Origin of the sequence: Butyricicoccus sp. OF10-2, from assembly GCF_003481925.1 — a bacterium.
Classification (GTDB): Bacteria; Bacillota; Clostridia; order Oscillospirales; family Butyricicoccaceae; genus Agathobaculum; species Agathobaculum butyriciproducens.
The window spans coordinates 1-16,227 of the sequence record NZ_QUMC01000030.1; the positions used below are offsets into that span (position 1 = coordinate 1).

At 57.2% G+C, this 16,227-nt stretch carries 18 protein-coding genes and 1 pseudogene; 8 read left to right on the plus strand and 11 right to left on the minus strand.

What is annotated here, in order from left to right; genetic code table 11:
* Window positions 1-671: 671 nt before the first annotated feature.
* From DXB00_RS13430 to DXB00_RS13455, 6 genes are all read right to left on the minus strand, one after another.
* Window positions 672-1,406 (minus strand): nitroreductase family protein, encoded by a 735-nt coding sequence (locus DXB00_RS13430; RefSeq protein WP_330427933.1) that lies wholly within the window; start codon window positions 1,404-1,406, stop codon window positions 672-674.
* Between the two features lie 65 nt (window positions 1,407-1,471).
* On the minus strand, window positions 1,472-1,873 hold the full coding sequence (locus DXB00_RS13435; protein ID WP_110437318.1) for a secondary thiamine-phosphate synthase enzyme YjbQ: 402 nt from the start codon (window positions 1,871-1,873) through the stop codon (window positions 1,472-1,474).
* A 2-nt stretch (window positions 1,874-1,875) separates the two neighbouring features.
* Complete coding sequence (locus DXB00_RS13440) at window positions 1,876-2,445, minus strand: hydrolase (protein WP_118729759.1); 570 nt, start codon at window positions 2,443-2,445, stop codon at window positions 1,876-1,878.
* The gene (locus tag DXB00_RS13445; RefSeq protein ID WP_118729758.1) at window positions 2,435-3,769 is read right to left on the minus strand and encodes a CCA tRNA nucleotidyltransferase; all 1,335 of its coding nucleotides are present in this window, start codon (window positions 3,767-3,769) and stop codon (window positions 2,435-2,437) included. Before DXB00_RS13445 ends, DXB00_RS13440 begins: the two co-directional genes overlap by 11 nt.
* Entirely contained in the window at window positions 3,769-3,975 is a 207-nt protein-coding gene (locus DXB00_RS13450; protein WP_116704796.1) for a DUF896 domain-containing protein, read from the minus strand. The genes DXB00_RS13445 and DXB00_RS13450 overlap by 1 nt, the downstream gene beginning before the upstream one ends.
* Before the next feature lie 45 nt (window positions 3,976-4,020).
* Window positions 4,021-4,521, minus strand: coding sequence for a hypothetical protein (locus DXB00_RS13455; RefSeq protein ID WP_118729757.1), 501 nt, complete (start codon window positions 4,519-4,521; stop codon window positions 4,021-4,023).
* A 142-nt stretch (window positions 4,522-4,663) separates the two neighbouring features.
* On the opposite strand from DXB00_RS13455, the pseudogene DXB00_RS13460 reads away from it, so the two are divergent.
* The 3 genes and pseudogenes from DXB00_RS13460 (at window position 4,664) to DXB00_RS13470 (ending at window position 7,065) form a co-directional block, all read left to right on the plus strand.
* Window positions 4,664-5,928, plus strand: a pseudogene (locus DXB00_RS13460) (O-acetylhomoserine aminocarboxypropyltransferase/cysteine synthase family protein).
* A 56-nt stretch (window positions 5,929-5,984) separates the two neighbouring features.
* Window positions 5,985-6,440 carry a GNAT family N-acetyltransferase gene (locus DXB00_RS13465; RefSeq protein ID WP_118285100.1) on the plus strand — a complete coding sequence of 152 codons (456 nt, stop codon included), beginning with the start codon at window positions 5,985-5,987 and terminating at the stop codon, window positions 6,438-6,440.
* Between the two features lie 109 nt (window positions 6,441-6,549).
* Window positions 6,550-7,065, plus strand: a complete 516-nt coding sequence (locus DXB00_RS13470) for an HD domain-containing protein (protein WP_110437311.1) — start codon at window positions 6,550-6,552, stop codon at window positions 7,063-7,065.
* 45 nt (window positions 7,066-7,110) lie between these two features.
* On the opposite strand, the gene DXB00_RS13475 is transcribed toward DXB00_RS13470, so the two are convergent.
* Both DXB00_RS13475 and DXB00_RS13480 read right to left on the minus strand, forming a co-directional pair.
* Window positions 7,111-8,100, minus strand: coding sequence for a hypothetical protein (locus DXB00_RS13475; protein ID WP_118729755.1), 990 nt, complete (start codon window positions 8,098-8,100; stop codon window positions 7,111-7,113).
* Window positions 8,087-8,581, minus strand: coding sequence for an RNA polymerase sigma factor (locus DXB00_RS13480; protein WP_158578337.1), 495 nt, complete (start codon window positions 8,579-8,581; stop codon window positions 8,087-8,089). The genes DXB00_RS13475 and DXB00_RS13480 overlap by 14 nt, the downstream gene beginning before the upstream one ends.
* Before the next feature lie 223 nt (window positions 8,582-8,804).
* Between DXB00_RS13480 and DXB00_RS17455 the strand changes: the two genes are divergently transcribed.
* Window positions 8,805-9,185, plus strand: a complete 381-nt coding sequence (locus DXB00_RS17455; protein WP_243107235.1) for a hypothetical protein — start codon at window positions 8,805-8,807, stop codon at window positions 9,183-9,185.
* The gene (locus DXB00_RS13485; RefSeq protein WP_243107236.1) at window positions 9,100-9,897 is read left to right on the plus strand and encodes a copper amine oxidase N-terminal domain-containing protein; all 798 of its coding nucleotides are present in this window, start codon (window positions 9,100-9,102) and stop codon (window positions 9,895-9,897) included. The genes DXB00_RS17455 and DXB00_RS13485 overlap by 86 nt, the downstream gene beginning before the upstream one ends.
* A 47-nt stretch (window positions 9,898-9,944) precedes the next feature.
* On the opposite strand, the gene DXB00_RS13490 is transcribed toward DXB00_RS13485, so the two are convergent.
* Window positions 9,945-10,505 carry a coiled-coil domain-containing protein gene (locus DXB00_RS13490; RefSeq protein WP_117752337.1) on the minus strand — a complete coding sequence of 187 codons (561 nt, stop codon included), beginning with the start codon at window positions 10,503-10,505 and terminating at the stop codon, window positions 9,945-9,947.
* A gap of 234 nt (window positions 10,506-10,739) precedes the next feature.
* Here DXB00_RS13490 and rlmB point away from each other — a divergent pair, with 234 nt between their 5' ends.
* Window positions 10,740-11,513, plus strand: coding sequence for a 23S rRNA (guanosine(2251)-2'-O)-methyltransferase RlmB (rlmB, locus tag DXB00_RS13495; protein WP_117752336.1), 774 nt, complete (start codon window positions 10,740-10,742; stop codon window positions 11,511-11,513).
* Window positions 11,514-11,526: 13 nt separating this feature from the next.
* Window positions 11,527-13,737, plus strand: a complete 2,211-nt coding sequence (locus DXB00_RS13500) for a hypothetical protein (RefSeq protein WP_119215039.1) — start codon at window positions 11,527-11,529, stop codon at window positions 13,735-13,737.
* A gap of 169 nt (window positions 13,738-13,906) precedes the next feature.
* Here DXB00_RS13500 and DXB00_RS13505 read toward each other — a convergent pair whose 3' ends face one another.
* A complete protein-coding gene (locus DXB00_RS13505; protein WP_158581323.1) occupies window positions 13,907-14,278 on the minus strand; it encodes a helix-turn-helix transcriptional regulator in 372 nt (123 codons plus the stop codon).
* Window positions 14,209-14,781 (minus strand): AraC family ligand binding domain-containing protein, encoded by a 573-nt coding sequence (locus DXB00_RS13510; RefSeq protein ID WP_158581324.1) that lies wholly within the window; start codon window positions 14,779-14,781, stop codon window positions 14,209-14,211. Before DXB00_RS13510 ends, DXB00_RS13505 begins: the two co-directional genes overlap by 70 nt.
* A 369-nt stretch (window positions 14,782-15,150) precedes the next feature.
* Between DXB00_RS13510 and DXB00_RS13515 the strand changes: the two genes are divergently transcribed.
* A complete protein-coding gene (locus DXB00_RS13515) occupies window positions 15,151-15,972 on the plus strand; it encodes a 5-deoxy-glucuronate isomerase (protein WP_119215042.1) in 822 nt (273 codons plus the stop codon).
* Window positions 15,973-16,227: the final 255 nt, after the last annotated feature.

Consider the following 16,227-nt stretch of genomic DNA (forward strand, 5'->3'; position numbering starts at 1 on the left):
AGATGAATATTCAGGATTTGTGAGTTTTTTCGCTGAAATTCAGCGGGACATGGCCTGCCGGCCGGGGCATCAAGAGGGTAGTACACCTGCGGTTTCCACCCTCTTGTGAATCACCCCTTTCCCTTGGAGGGCACGGTGGTGATGGGAGAACTGAGACTATAGAGGAACGGCAGAGGATTTTTTCTACCGTAGGGGAGCACAGTGTGCTCCCATTTCTTTACCTATTCGCAGTGTCAGATACCGTTCTGCTACACATAAGATTAAGTCCACGCAGAGGGCGGCATGACAGTGCCGCCCAATTTTTGCGCGTTATACCGCCCGGCACCTGCGAAGATAAATTGTACCGAATGCTTAATTCGCAGGTGCCGTGCGTTACAACATGCCAAAGTGTTGCGCGACACTGTTATGTCGCGCCTGCGTAGAGTAACTCGCCTGTGTAGCAGTATGCTATCTGTGAACTGCGAAAAGGTGGAGAGAGCCACGCAACGGTAACCCGACTGCCGTTCCTCTTTTCGAAGCGGTCGCCGGTCTCTGGTCTGCGCCAGATTAGGAAGCAAGGGAAAGGTAGGAGTTCAAAGAGGAAGGAAAACCGCAGGTTGTCCTTCCTTTTTGCCCCCGCCTCGGGCGCGGCGAATCCCCGCGCTCCGCAGAGCGCAACTCCCCGCTGAGGTTCAGCGAAAAACTCCCCGCCCGTCAGGGTCGAACACGCTAACGCAGTTCGCGCACCCCGGCTTTCCGGTGCAGAAAAAGGAGCCGCCCAGATAGGGCGAACCCGCCGACGGCAGTTCGTGTGCCCTGGTCACCTTGTGTCGAGAAAAGAAAAGCACCGCAGAATTGCTTCCACGGTGTTCAAAGTATGCGCTTTTACTCAAATCGCAGCAGCGTATCGACATCCTTACGCGCCGGCGCTGCGGGTCCTGTGCCGGATGACCGAGCGCGATGAGCGCGGCCACTTCCTGACCCTCGGGGATTTCCACAACCTTGGCAACCTCAGCGGGATCGTAAATACCCATAATAACCGTGCCGAGACCGAGCGCATGCGCGGACAGGCAGAAGGTCTGTGCGGCGATGCCCGCATCAAAGGACTGCCAGTGAGTGGCAAGCGGGGTACTGAACGAGCCGTCGCGCTCGTAGCCGGAGCGCTCCTTGATCATGGTCAGCACGACCAGCGCCGGTGCGCCGTGGGTGGTCTTCTGGTTGTAGGTAAAACCGAGCATGCAGTTGTCGGCCAGCTTGTCCTTCTTTTCCTTGTCGGTCACAACGATGTAGCGCGCGATCTGCGTATTCTTCCAGCTCGGCGCAAAGGCGGCAGCTTCAACGACCTGACGAACCTCGTCCTCGGTCACAGGCTGCTCGGTGAACTTGCGGATGCTTCGGCGGGTTTTGATACATTCCAGTGCTTCCATGAGAATATCTTCCTTTTTAGAGTATGTTTGACTTTATTATAGCAGAGCGGAAAAGCAAGTGCAAGTTAATTATCCGCCATTACCTTAATATAGTAGCGGCGATGGCGCGGACCGTCGAACTCGCAGAAGTACACGCCCTGCCAGATGCCGAGGATGGGCTTGCCGTCCTCGATGAGCACGGTCTGGCTCGGGCCGACATAGCTGCACTTGAGGTGCGCGGTCGAATTGCCCTCGGCATGCCGGAACTCCCGCCTGTCGGGAAACGCCTCGCGCAGACCGAGCAGCAGGTCGTGCTGCACATCCGGGTCAGCGTTTTCGTTGATGGTGATACCGGCGGTCGTATGCGGGCAGTACACCACGGCAAGGCCGCTCTGCACGCCGCTTTCGCGGATGACTTCACGCAGTCTGGCGGTGATATTGTACATGCCCTCGTGATCGGTCGAGATGGAAAATTCCCTGGTTTTCATGCTCATTCTCCTCGGCTTTCGTGCAGATAGGTCGCTTCCAGATCGGAAAGGTGCAGCTTTACGGCAAGCGGGTACTTCTCGAACGCATGCGCGAGTGCGAAGCTGCCGCCCTTGACCGACTCGTCAAAGCCGCCCATGTGCCAGCGCACGGCGATCGCTTCCTCGGTGCGCAGCCGCATGAACCGCTCGATCAGGAACACGGATTTTTCGCCGTGACCGTACGGAAACTGGTCGTCTACTGCGTAAACCGGCACCTTTTCCCACTCGCCGCGGTCGTTTTTGCGGTTGCGCAGCTCGGTCTTGTAGAAACCGGCCTTGCACAGATCGTGCAGGAGCGAAACGATGGTGTAGCTTTCCAGATCGTCGGTTTCGGGATTGAAATGCTTGGAGATCAGCACGTTGTACACGTTGAGCGAGTGGTCGAGCAGACCGCCCTCATACGCAGCGTGGAACCGCGTGGACGCGGGAGCCGTGAAGAAATCCGTGCCCTCGAGCCACGCAAGCAGCTTTTCCGCGCCCGGACGATGGATGTTTTTGTTGTAGGTTTCGATGAAAATCTCTTTATTTGTCATGTTGTTCCTCCATTCGGGTGCGGGCAAGCCGCAGAAGCGTATCCCGCCGATTGTCGGTCTGACCGTCTATCACGGCATCCAGCAGGGCGTGCAGCATTTCACCGACCGGCCTGCCGCGCAGACCAAGCGCCTGTAAATCGGTTCCGTTTACGGCAAGCTGCCGCAGCGAGAAGCATTGCTCCTGCGCGAGCACGCGGTTCAGCAGCGCTTCGGTCTCAAACAGCTGCGCTACATAGTCGCGGCTGGTGCCCTGACCGACCGCATCGCCTTTTTTGATTGCCAGCAGGTCGCGGAACCGCGCCTCTCCGATGCGCGACAGGCTGCGCCGCACCAGCTTTTCGTTGTCACCGAGCGGTGTGTCGTGCCGCTCGACCAGCAGGAGGATGCGTTCGGTGTCCGCGCTCGAGAACCGCAGCCGCGGCAGGAGCTCGCGCGACAGCGCAAGGCTCGCCTTAGGATGTCCCCGGAAATGCCCGATGCCTTGCTCGTCCACGGTCTTGCAGGCGGGCTTGCCGCTGTCATGCAGTAGCATCGCCCACCGGAGCACCGGCTCGGCCGGCACCTGACCGACCGCGCGCACGGTGTGCTCCCACACATCGTACAGGTGGTGCGGATTCTGCTGCTGACAGCCCTGCATGGGCGCGAGCTCGGGCAGGGCAGAGGTGATAAGGTCAGCATAAGTCATCAGTGTGCGCTGCACATAGCGGCCGCACAGCAGACCGGTCAGCTCCTCGCGGATGCGCTCGGCGGCAATGCAGTCCAGGCGATGCACCTGCCGCCGCATGGCAGCGGCGGTTTCCGGCTCGATGGCGAATCCCAGCTTGGATGCGAAGCGCAGTCCGCGCAGGATGCGCAGCGCGTCCTCCTGAAATCGGGTGTCTGCATTACCGACCGCGCGCAGAACGCCGTTTTTGAGGTCGGTTTGCCCGCCAAACGGGTCGCACAGACCGCGTTCCGGGTGCCACGCCATCGCACCGACCGTGAAATCCCGGCGGGCCAGATCCTCACGGATGTCGGTGACAAAGCGCACGCCGTCCGGATGCCGCCCGTCCGAGTAGCCGCCCTCCGTGCGGTAGGTGGTAATCTCGAGCGGGCCGCCGTCCGTGAGCACGGTCAGCGTGCCGTGCCTGAGTCCGGTGGTGAGCACACGCGCGTCCGCGAACACAGCCTGCATCTGAGCCGGAGACGCGGACGTACACAAGTCCCAGTCGTGCGGTTCGACTCCGCGCAGACTGTCGCGCACGCAGCCGCCAACCGCCCACGCCTCAAATCCGGCACGCTCTAATCGCCGGATGGCGTGTGCCGCGTGTTCGGGCAGCCGCATCACTTTTTGTCCTGCTTCAGCTTGTACGAGCTGCCGTCCGGATTGATAACCACCGTGTTGTCCAGCTGTGCCTTTAGGCTCTTGCGGAAATCGGCAACGTACTCTGCGCGGAGCTCCTGCTGCTCCTTCTTCTCCGCGTCGGTCAGTCCTTCGGTTTTGGCCTTTTTGGCAAGCGCGTTGATGCGTGCAATTTTTTCGTCTGTCATATTGCAAAATCTCCTTGATTATCCTTATGCTATCTTTATATTATATCAAATTTCTATCCGTAATGAAAGCCTTTTGCGGACGCTGAGCAGCCGTTTCCGGTTATATCGCTGAATCCACGCGAACGGCAGGTTCGCCAGCTGAATCGCAAGCGCAATGACCGCATACCGGATGAGCCACGCCGTCCGGTCGGCGCTCAGCAGACAGAACGTGAGCGACACCCATCCGAGCACGCCGATCACATAATGAATCACCTCCGCGCGGCAGGTGATGAACAGAAAACGGTCGAGGTATGCCGTATCCCGCCCGGATTTGAGGTGCCGCTTGTCAAATTCGGGATTAAACTGCGGCAGCCGGTCCTTCCATTTCGGCAGACCGATCTTGCGGAAAACCCGCATTTCCCAATCGGAAACCGTGAAAAAGCGCCGGTTTGGGTCGAACCACCGTGTCTGCACGTCCTGCGGCAGAGCGCAGAATACGCCAGCCGTACCGAAATGCAGTCCGACCCAGAACGCTGTATTCAGCAGAGTAATGAGCAGATCCTTCATGCGGTTTGCCTCCCTTCGTACTGCCTCTATCATACCATGATACCGCCGTTTGTTCAACCGAACTGCCTTGACCGACAGGCTTCTGCATGCTACAATAAATGGAGATTCTTCTACGTTAAATCATAGTAAAGAGGTAGTCTATATGAAAATCGAAACAAAATGCCTGCATGAAGCTACAAGCCGGAAAACGGCGGTCCGGGCGTCATGCCGATCGTGCAGTCCACCACTTACCGCTTTGACTCGACCGCAAAGATCGCGTCCCTGTTCGATATGCCGACAGAGTGCATCTACTCGCGCTTTGCCAACCCGACCTGCGACGCGGTAGAGAAGAAAATCGCGTCCCTCGAGGGCGGCGTCGGCGCGATGCTGACTTCCTCGGGTCAGGCGGCATCCCTGCTGTCCATCCTCAACCTGTGCTCGGCAGGCGACAGCTTCATCGCGGCTTCCACCATCTACGGCGGCACGATCAACCTGTTCGGCGTAACGCTCAAAAAGCTGGGCATCGAGTGCATCTGGGCGGACGCAGAGGCAAGCGAGGAGGAAGTGCAGAAGCTGTTCAAGCCCAACACCAAGGCTGTGTTCGGTGAGACGCTGGCCAATCCCGCTCTGACCGTGTTCGACATTGAAAAGTGGGCGAACATCGCGCACAAGAATAACGTGCCGCTCATCGTGGACAACACGTTTGCAACGCCGGTGCTGTGCCGACCGATCGAATGGGGCGCGGATATTGTCATCCACTCCACCACCAAGTACATGGACGGCCATGCCGTACAGGGCGGCGGTGTGATCGTGGACGGCGGCAAGTTTGACTGGGCGGCATCGGGCAAGTTCCCGGATTTCACCGAGCCGGACGAAAGCTACCACGGCGTGGTCTACACCCGCGAGTTCGGCGCGATGGCGTACATCATCAAGGCGCGTATGCAGCTGATGCGCGACTTCGGCTGCTATCCGGCAGCGCACTCGGCGTTCCTGCTCAACCTCGGTCTGGAGACCCTTCCGGTGCGTATGCGTCAGTACTGCGAGAACGCGCTGACCGTTGCCAAGTTCCTCGAGTCGAGCGATAAGATCGCATCCGTTCGCTATCCCGCACTGCCGGGCAACGAGCACTACGAGCGTGCACAGAAGTACCTGCCGATGGGCACCTCGGGCGTTATGTCCATCGACATCAAGGGCGGCCGCGCTCCGGCGATGAAGTTCATGGACAGCCTCAAGCTGGCGTGCAATGAGGTTCATGTTGCCGACATCCGCACCTGCGTGCTGCATCCGGCGTCCGAAACCCACCGTCAGCTGACCGACGAGCAGCTGGTTGCCGCAGGCATTGAGCCGGGCATGGTTCGCATTTCGGTCGGTCTGGAGAATGTTGAGGACATTATCGCTGATTTGGAACAGGCTCTTAACCAGATTTAATTTACAGCAAAACAGGGTGTGTCAACGGACATGCCCTGTTCTTTCAGGAGGAAACTATGCGTATTCGCTCTATCGAGGCATCCGACCGCGAATTCTTTATCGACCGCTGCCATGCGTTCTACAAAACGCCTGCCTGCGACCATGAAATCCCGCAGCAGAACGCCGAACGCACGTTTGAGCTGCTCCTGCACGGCACGCCGTATGCGGACTGCCTGATTGCCGAGGACGAGAACGGACAGCCGTGCGCGTACTGTCTGCTGGCGCTCACCTGGTCGAATGAGGCGGGCGGTCTGTGCGTCTGGCTGGAGGAAATCATGGTGGATGACGAGCAGCGCGGCAAGGGCATCGGCAGCAGGATCATCGCCGCGGTGCACGAAAAGTACAACACAGCCGCGCGGTATCGTCTGGAGGTAACGGAAAGCAACGTGCGGGCAAGTGCCCTCTATCACATGCTCGGCTTTGAGGATTTAGAGTACAGGCAGATGATACTGGACACGCCGCCGCTCGGCTAAGCAGATCGTTGGTATTTTTGTCACAAACTTGTTACAAATTACCTCTTGATTTTGTGCACTAAGCGCACTATAATAAAGACATCAAAAGAAAGGAAGGAAGGTGGGTCCGATGGACAGTGAAATCCAGCAGTACGCGGGAGATATCCTTGCACATCCGCGTTTTCAGCAGCTTCGCACGTTCTGTCACCACGGACTGGACAACTCTGTGTATGACCATTCCGTTGCGGTAGCGGAAGCAGCCTGTCAGATCGCCCGCCTGATGCGTCTGTCGGAGAGCGAAACGACTTCGGTTGTCCGTGCCGCGCTGCTGCATGACTTTTTCGGCTATGACTGGCACGGCGAGCGCTTTCGCCGTTATCTGAGCCATTTTTCCGGCGTGCACCGCATTGCGCACATGCACGGGTTCATTCACGGCCACATCGCAGCCGACCGCGCCAAGCATACCTTCGGTCTGTCCGAGCGGGAGTGCGAAGCCATCGCACGGCACATGTTTCCGCTGGCGGCCATGCCGCGCACAAGAATCGCGTGGATCGTCACCGTGGCGGATAAAGCCGTGGCATCCAAGGAAATGACCGCCGCTGTCGGCGGTTACGTCTCGCACGCGTACCATAAAATTTTCGCATAAAAAAGCACCCGATCTCCATTGTGTCTGTTGGAGATCGGGTTTTTGTTATTCGTAGATGGAGTCGATGATTTCCTTTACCTCATCTACCGAAAGCGGTGCAGAAATCAGCACTTCATATTGGTCAATCATGGCAACCGCGTTGATTTGCTCCAGATTGTGCATGATGTACCATGTGGCATTTGGTTTTTTATATTCGATAACCGGACGGTCGTCCTTTTCGATGCCACCGGCACTGCCGTTTAGTGGAACTTCAATGAGTACCAGAATATAAGGACCGTTAGGGTCGGTGGGTTTGGTATAAGAACCGACAAAAGTTACTCGATCGGAGAGATAATCTTTTGTGATTTGAATTTGGGGTATGGAATACGCAGAAGGAATTTTAGTAGGTGCCATTTTCTGTTTTACACCGAATTCCGCTAAAGTGGTTTTCAAATCCGCATTGGTGATATCGAAATACTCCATAACGTGCATTTCATTCCAAGTGGACTCGGTTTTCTCTAAGTTGGTATCGGACAAATCTGTATCCGGTAAATCTTCATATCCGGGTTCAGGTACCTGTGGGTCAGCAGGCAGAGGATTCGCCTCTGAGCCGAGCGGTGCATTCGGGTCGTATTCCACCGTGTCGGTCGCGTGCTCATAATTCACCGATGTACCATCCGGAAAATGCGTATACCCGTCCTCAGTGGTCTCAAAATCGTCATGTCCGCTCTGGAAAAAGCCGAACGTCTCGGAATCCCACATCGCCGCATAGTCGAACGGATTGTGACCGGTAGCCAGCGCAAACACGGTTCCTGCGGCGAAAACAGCCGCCGCGACAACAAAAACGCGGTAGCACAGCCGCCGCCCGCGGTGCGGCTTGACGAAAAATTCCCTATGGTCGGCCTTGAACTTTTTGAGTGACGCTTCTGTGTCGATTTCCGGCACGTCCGTCTGCGTCTGCAAATACTGCTCGAGCGCAGGCAGAGCCGCATCACCGTTTTCGCAAACGTCGTCCATCAGCCGGAACAGCTCGTCAATCTGCTTAGAATCCTGCATTGTCGTCACTCCTTTCCATAAGTTCGGCGCAGTGCCGCCGTGCGCGGCTGTACTGGCTGCGGCAGGCGGTCTCGGAAATGCCGAGTTTTTCCGAAATGGTGGAATAGTCCATGTCCTCAGCGAGCCGCAGGGTCAGAATGCGCTGTTCGGACGCGGATAAGCCCTTTGGCAGCATACCGGAAAACGGTATCAGCTCGGGTTCGGCTGCACGCAGAATGCTTTCCTCAAGCGGCGCGGCCGCGTGTCTGCACTGCGCGCGGTATTCGCTGATGGCGTTGTTTTTCAGCACACGGAACAGCCACTTGACCGGCTGCTCGTGCTCCATCACGCTGTTTATCTTGGCCAGCAGGATGAGAAAGGTGTCGGCCACAATGTCCTCGGCAATATCGCGGCTGCCGACAATGGGCAGAACGGTCTGCACCATCATCCTGTAATACTTTGCATATGATTCCTCGAAAAAGAGGATTTGCTCCTGTGTCAATTTGGTTCCCCCTTGGGTTGGAAATGATACCATTCAATTATACAACGCCTGAGCGGGATTTTCTGTGGCAAATTTTTTGAAAAATTTTTTTAGCGGCTTGTTGTCACAAAACGGCGCTCTCGGTCGTTATAATAGTATCGGGAAAAATGGATTGACAGAATATGATTTTTGTTGTATACCATAGGTATGGATAGAAAAAACTGTATTATGTGGAGGGGCAATTATGACTAAGTTCAAGAAAATCGTAAGCGGCACACTCGCGGGCTGCCTGATGGCGTCCGCACTGATGATGAGCGCAGGCGCAGCCAATGTGCAGACCTATATACCGTCGGGTACGGTGCAGGCAGCTGCACAGAATACGGCGCAGACCCGCACTGCCGTAAAATCAATCCGCAGAGCGCGAACATCTATGTTGAGGGCATTCCGGCCACCTTCCCGAGCGAGACGGCAAGACGGTTTACACGGCGTTGAGCTACAACGGCTCGACCTACATGCCGCTGCGCACGGTTGGCCGCTGGATGGGCAAAAATATCTCGTGGGACAGTGCATCGCGCACGGTATTCCTGTCCGGCACTACGGAAAAGTCGTATCCGTGTGCGGATGACGATGCGTACCACAAGGAAGGCGTAAAATATGTCGGTGCGACCGGCACGGCTACGCTCGATAAGGGCGTGAAGGTGCTCGTGGACGGCAAACAGCAGACCTTCAAAAACCAGAAGGGCGAGACGATTTATCCGTTGTTTTACCGAAACTCCATCTATCTGCCGCTGCGCAACATCGGTGAATTGACCGGCATGGATGTAACGTGGTACAGCGCCAAGGCAGAGAATGACGTGAACGCCATCTTCCTGCGCATGCCGCTTTCGGACAGCAAGCGCGCCGAAATGGAAACCTACGCGACGAACCTCATGAAGCAGCTACTCGATATGCGAACGGATACGCAAAAGTTCAAGAATTGCAATTCTGCGGTGAAAAACGGCAGCTATACCGACTATGTGATTACCGATAAGGCGGCTGCTATGGCGGCGCTGGATTCCATCAAGCGCAAGGCGCAGACCATCCGCAGCGGCATGACCGAGCAGGTCAACCCGATCCGCTACTACAACAGCAGCCTGATGAACGAACTGGATTTCCTCATCAATAACGCGGATACCGTGATGGACCGCGTGAAGAACGGTCGGGTCGTGGTCGGCAGCAGCAATCCGGATACGAGCGTAGTCGATCAGACCGCTGTCATGTTCGGCGCGGATGATACCATGCTCGATTGCGAACGTATGGTTCGCATGCTGCGGCAGAATATGGATAGACTGTTTTAACAGGCAAACAAAAGAAGCTGAGACAAAATCTCAGCTTCTTTTTCATATTATCCGCCGCAGACCGAGCAGGCGGTGTAACCCTGCCGCTTGGCTTCGGAAAGCGACATTGGAATCTGGCTTTTCTTCAAATACCGGCAGCCGGCGCGGTGATATTTGGAGCCGGTGTCCGTGACGTAAACGGTCTCGCTCTGGTCGTCCGAGCTGCTGTAAGCTGCCGGGACGGACGAACTGTCACTCGAGGAACCGCCGGAGGACGAACCGCTCGATGCACCTGCTTTGAGCGTATCCACCTGTTTCTGTAAATCCGCCTTCTGGCTCGTGAGCGTGTCCACCTGCGTCTGCAGGCCGTTCTTCTCCTCGGTGAGCGAAGCCACCTGCGCTTTCAAATCGTCAATGGCCGGCTGGGATTCGTCCGCCTGCGCCTGCAGGTCGGAGACCGAGCCTTCCAGATGGCTTACCTGCGACTGCAGGGAAGCGGTCTCGTTCATCTGCTCCGCCAGATGATGATAATAGGTGTACGACGCACCGCCTAAAACGCAGTTCAGCAGCAGAGAAGCCGCGATTACAAGTGTTTTCAGCGTGTTTTTGTCAAATTTTTTGCCATCCATGGATGTCCTCGCTCCTTTCGGTCCGGTTTCATTGTATCGCCTAAAATCTGGCTGTGTAAATGAGGCAGAGCGAATTGTCGAGAAGTGTCGAACGCAGGACAGCACTTTTGCGGCGATGTTTGTATAATTTTCGTGTCTAACATTGAAAAACGGTCGGGAAGTGTGTATAATGAAACTAACTGAAAGTATCTGAGGATATGTAAAGTTATTTCTCATTTTGGAGCGTAAAAATTTATGGCATATGAAAAAAACAGACGCCGTCCTCCGGTCGAGGATGACGGCACGCTGATTGAGGGGCGCAACGCCGTCCTCGAAACGCTGCGCGCAGGCCGTGCAGTGGATAAGGTGTTTGTGGCCGAAGGCGCACACATCGGTGATGTGGCGGCAGAAGCGCGCAAGCATCGCGTTCCGGTCGTCACCTGCGACCGGCGCAAGCTGGACGGCATGAGCCCGACCGGCAACCATCAGGGCGTTATCGCACAGGCGGCGGCACAGGAGTACGTCTCGCTCGACGATATTTTCCGCGTCGCCGAGGAGCGCAGTGAGGTGCCGCTCATCGTTGTCTGCGACGGCATCGAGGACCCGCATAATCTGGGTGCCATCATCCGTTCGGCAGAGACTGCAGGCGCACACGGCGTTATCATCCCGAAGCGCAGAGCCGTCGGTCTGACCGCGGCTGTCGCTCGTTCGGCGGCGGGCGCACTCGCGTATGTCGGCGTACACAAGGCAAACAACCTTGCGTCCACGCTCGATGAACTCAAGGAACGCGGTGTATGGCTGTTCGGTGCAGAGGCTGACGGTACGGTCGGCCTGTATGACGCACCGTTTGATCGTCCAACCGCCATCATCATCGGCTCGGAAGGACAGGGGCTCAGCCGCCTGACCCGCGATAAGTGCGACTACATCGTCAGCATCCCGATGAGAGGCCGTGTCAACTCGCTGAACGCATCCAACGCAGCGGCTGTGCTGCTGTTTGAGGCGCTTCGCCGACGCACGCAGGGCAATTAAGGGGGAAGTGAACATGGATAGAAAAGACGATATGGATCTGGAATCGCTGAAAAATATGCTCAGCGATGTACCGGATACCGATGAATTTGATCTGGATTCCATCATCGCCGAGGTTTCCGGTCAGGCGCCCGCAAAGGCGGCAGAGCCAATGCCTAAGGCAGCGGCAGAGCCGGAAAAGCCGGTCGAGCCGCAGCCCGCACCGGCGGCAGAGACCAAGGCAGAGGAGCCGCAGACGGCTCCCAGGAATAAGAAGGATAAAACGGCAAAGAAGGCTGCAGAGACCGCTGCCGCAGCACACGAGTCTGTTGAAGAAGCACGCGAAGCGCGCATCGCGGCGCGCGAGCAGAAAATGGCAGAGCGCGAGCGCAGGACCGTGCAGAAGATCGCCGAGCGGCAGGCACGCCGCGAGGCCAAGCTGGCAGAAAAGGAAGCCGCCGAGCAGGCTGCCGAGCAGCAGGAGATCGTGGAAGAAGCCGCCGCCGAGGAAGCAAGCCGCAAGGCGAGCATCTCGCGCAAGCAGGCAAGAGCGGCACGCATTGCTGCCGATCAGGCTGAGGAAGAGGAGGACATCAAGCTGGTCGATCCGGAGGCGGCTATGCACGCGGCACGCCGCCGTTCGGGCATTCTGTCGTTCCGGTCGCTGCTGGTGCTGATCCTTGCCGCAGCTGCCGCGTATCTCAGCTTTGCACCGAGCTTTGAGGCACTGCCGCTTCCGGTCGTGCTCGATATTCTGCAGAACCCGACCATCGGCATCGGCGCACTGGCTGCCCTGCAGATTCTGGCGCTGCTGATCGGTATTGACGTGTTCGGCAACGGTTTTTCCTCGCTGCTGCACGGCCGTCCGGCACGCGGCACGCTCGTGTCGTTTGCGGAACTGGCATCGCTGCTGCACTGCGCCTCTCTGCTGGTATTTCCGGATCAGGGCGGCGTCGCTGTACCGTACACGGTGGTTTCCATCCTTCTGCTTTACGCCGAAATGCGTGAGGCACGCGGCCGCAGTCTGGCGCAGGCGCGTTCCTATCGTGCTGTCTGCGAAGCAGAGCAGCCGCTGGCGGTTTACAGCCACTACGACAGCGAGATTGATGCGTGCAATGCCGTCAAGTGCCCGCTGTACGATGCAAGCTCGTTCCTGACCGAGATCGAGCGCCCGGACACGGTTGACCGCTTCTCGCTCATCTACACGCCGATTGCACTGGCGCTCGCAATCATCCTGTCGCTGGTCGCTTCGTTCAACTGCGGCGAGCCGGTGCGCTTCTTCTGGGCGTTCTCGGCAATCCTGTCGGTGTCCGCGCCGATCGGTCTGCTGTGCGCGTTCGGCGCAAGCTACAAGAATACCGCAAGCCGCCTGCTGCGCTCGGGTGCAGCCATTGCGGGTGCGCGTCAGGCCAACCTGCTGCGCGGCACGGAGAAGGTCATGCTGCTCGAGAACGATCTGTTCCCGACCGGCTCGATCGAGCTTGAGGCCATCGACAATCTGGGCCGTATCACGGACGAGCAGATTCTCGGCTGTGCAGCCGCGCTGACCGAATCTGCCGGTCTGGAGCTGGGCCGCGTGCTGACCGATACCACGAAGGAGCGCTTCGGCATCACCTTCACCGCGCGTGACGTGCGTCTGGTCGAGGGCGGTGTAACCGGCGCTGTCGGCACCAGCCGTATCGTGCTCGGCACAGCGGCGCTCATGGTCAAGATGGGCGTTCCGATCGAATCCGGCCATAAGGGTCAGATCAATATGTATCTGGTTGTGGATAACGCGCTTGCAGGCGTGCTGACCATGCGTTACCAGACTACCAAGAATACCTATAAGGCGATGCGCCTCATGCGCCGCATGCACATGAATGCGGTCCTCGCTGTTCGTGATTTCAATATCTCCCCGGCGATGATTGAGGAGGAGTTTGACCTTCGACGCGGCTTTGCCGACCAGCCGGACCCGACAGGCGTGGATCGTCTGCTGAATCCGAATTACGCCAAGGGCGATGCACCGGCAGCTATCCTCACCCGCGAGGGTGCCGGTCCGTTCATGCAGGTGCTCCGCGGCGCGGATAAGCTGGCAGGCGCCGTCCGCTCGGCGCTGACGCTCGGCACGTTCGCCGGCCTGCTCGGTATGCTGATCGTGTTCTACCTGCTGTACCAGAACGCCGCAGACGCGCTTCCGGTGATGAATATCCTGCTGTATCAGCTTATTTGGTACATTCCGGTGTTTATTATCACCCAGCAGACGAGATAAGACATAGAAAAAACCTCCGTATGGTTCATACGGAGGTTTTTGCGTTTTCTGGCAGTAATTAGGCGGGGGACACAAACTGCGTCAGCGTGTTCGCCCTGTCAGGGCGAACACGCTCGCGCAGTTCGTGTGCCCCGCTCCGCCGGTGCAGAAAACAAGTCTCGTGTTTAAGTTAAACTGTTTTCCGATAATGCGACGGCGAAACGCCATACACAAGCCGAAACCGCTTGATAAAGTAGCTGAAATTATCAAATCCAACGCGAAACCCGACCTCCATGACCGGAAGATCGGTCTCACGGAGCAGACGCGCCGCCTGCTCGATCCGCAGGGAATTGATATGCTGGGTGAATGTCCTTCCGAAATTATCCCGGAAAAAGGTGCTGAAATACTGCGGCGACAATCCAAACTCCGCTGCAACCGCCGACAGCGAGAGCGGTTCGGTGAAATGCTCACCGAGGTAGCCGACGATCTCCTTCAGCTGCTGCGCCTTATAGTCCGCGCCCGGCGCATTTGATGTCCGACAAGTCTGCCGTACTGCGCGCACACCGCCACGATGCCGAGCAGCGCGGCCTTCACGGCAAGCTGACAGCCGGGCGCCTGCACTTGCCACGCGCGCACGATCTGTGCGAGCAGCGCACGGATTTCGTTCTGCCCGGGTTCACCGGCGCGGATGCAGGTGTCGAACCGCAGCCGTCCCTCCGCGAGCGGCGCGAGCAGCGCGAATTCGCTCTGGTCGGCGCGCGAAAACTGCAGGAAATCCGCCGCAAACACGAACGAGCGGAACTGATTTTCCCGTCCGGCGGCGCGGATTTCGTGCAATTCCTCACCGGCGGCGAAGAACACATCGCCGTGGGTGCCCTCGTAGGTGTGGTCAGCGATGGTGAGCGAAACGTGGCCCGCGTCCACCGTGATGATTTCCAGCTCCGGGTGCCAGTGATAGGGGATAAAATCGCTGTCATCGGCCTCGCTGCCGTCCAGCGCGGGGTAGATCTGGAACGGAAACGCAAGTGTGCCGTGCTCTTTTTTTTCTCGGCGGGCTGCATCCATGGCGAAAATCCTTTCTGATGCACACGCTGCGTGCATACCTTAAAATCGTGTTATTACTGCTGAAGAAATTGCAAGCAATCCTTTGAATATCTGCTATAATTATAGATGAAAAAGGAAGGGAAGGCAAGAGTGCGACACAAACCAATCGTATTTTTGTTGTATCATTTGCGAGAAAATCCACTCGGATTTTTGTGCTGAATGACAAAGCCTTTCCGCACCGCGCCGAATCCGTTCAATGAGTGGTTGAAACTGGCTGTTATGGCGTGGTATAATGATAACAGATAGGCTGTTTTTCACAGCTGAATCTGCGTGATCGGGTGGGATATACCGGTCACCGCACCAAAAAATTATTTTTTGGAGGGAATTCCTATGTACATGGATAAGCAGGTCAAGCGCGGATACAACGAGTACATCCGTCTTGACGAAGGCATCGGCAAGGATGCCATGATGGACGTTGCTCTCCTCGTGATGGAAGACGGCGACACCTGGAGCTGCGAGGAGCCTGAGAAGGAAGTTGCAGCACTGGTATTCGACGGCAAGTGCACCATCAAGTGGGAGAATGAGTCCTACGACGTAGACCGTCCGAATCCGTTCGATTACAACCCGTCCTGCCTGCACGTTTGCAAGGGCGTAAAGTTCGAGATCATCGCACACGGTCCGTGCAACATCTACATCCAGAAGACTTTGAACGAAAAGACCTTCCCGAGCAAGATGTACAAGCCGGAAGACACCGATACCTGGGCACGCGGCAACAAGGGCGAGCTGATGGGCTGCATCAAGCGCGATGTACGCACCTGCTTCGATCTGGACAACGCGCCGTACTCCAACATGGTTCTGGGCGAAGTTGTCAACCTGCCGGGCAAGTGGTCCTCTTACCCGCCGCATCATCATCCGCAGCCGGAGTGCTACTTCTACCGCTTCGACAAGCCGATGGGCTTCGGCGCAGGCTGGGGCAACGGCGAGATCTACGAGACCCATCACAACGGTCTGGCTATCATCACCGATAAGATGCACTCCCAGGTAACCGCACCGGGCTACTCCTGCTGCTACGCATGGGGCATCCGTCATCTGCCGGGCGACCCGTGGGACAAGACCCGCATCGATGACGAGGAGCACCTGTGGCTGCTCGAGGACGATGCCAACGATCACATCTGCACTGCCCGAGCGGCAACTAAGTTGCCTTGCTTCTAAGGGGGACGCCGGGAAACAGACTGTAAAAACAGCCACCGGCTGTTTTTACACCGCTTGTTCGAAAATCACAAGCGGTCGTCTGAAACTCGCACGCGCAAACGCTTCGCGTTTATTTTAAGGCGCGTGTTCGCTCCCTTAGATACCGAAAAAGTTCCCAAGGAAACTTTTTCGGATAACCCCCTCTCGTTCGCACAGCGAACGAGGCTCGGGACACCACGTCCCGAGGCAGGGGTATCAAAGTCCGGCGGAGCTGGA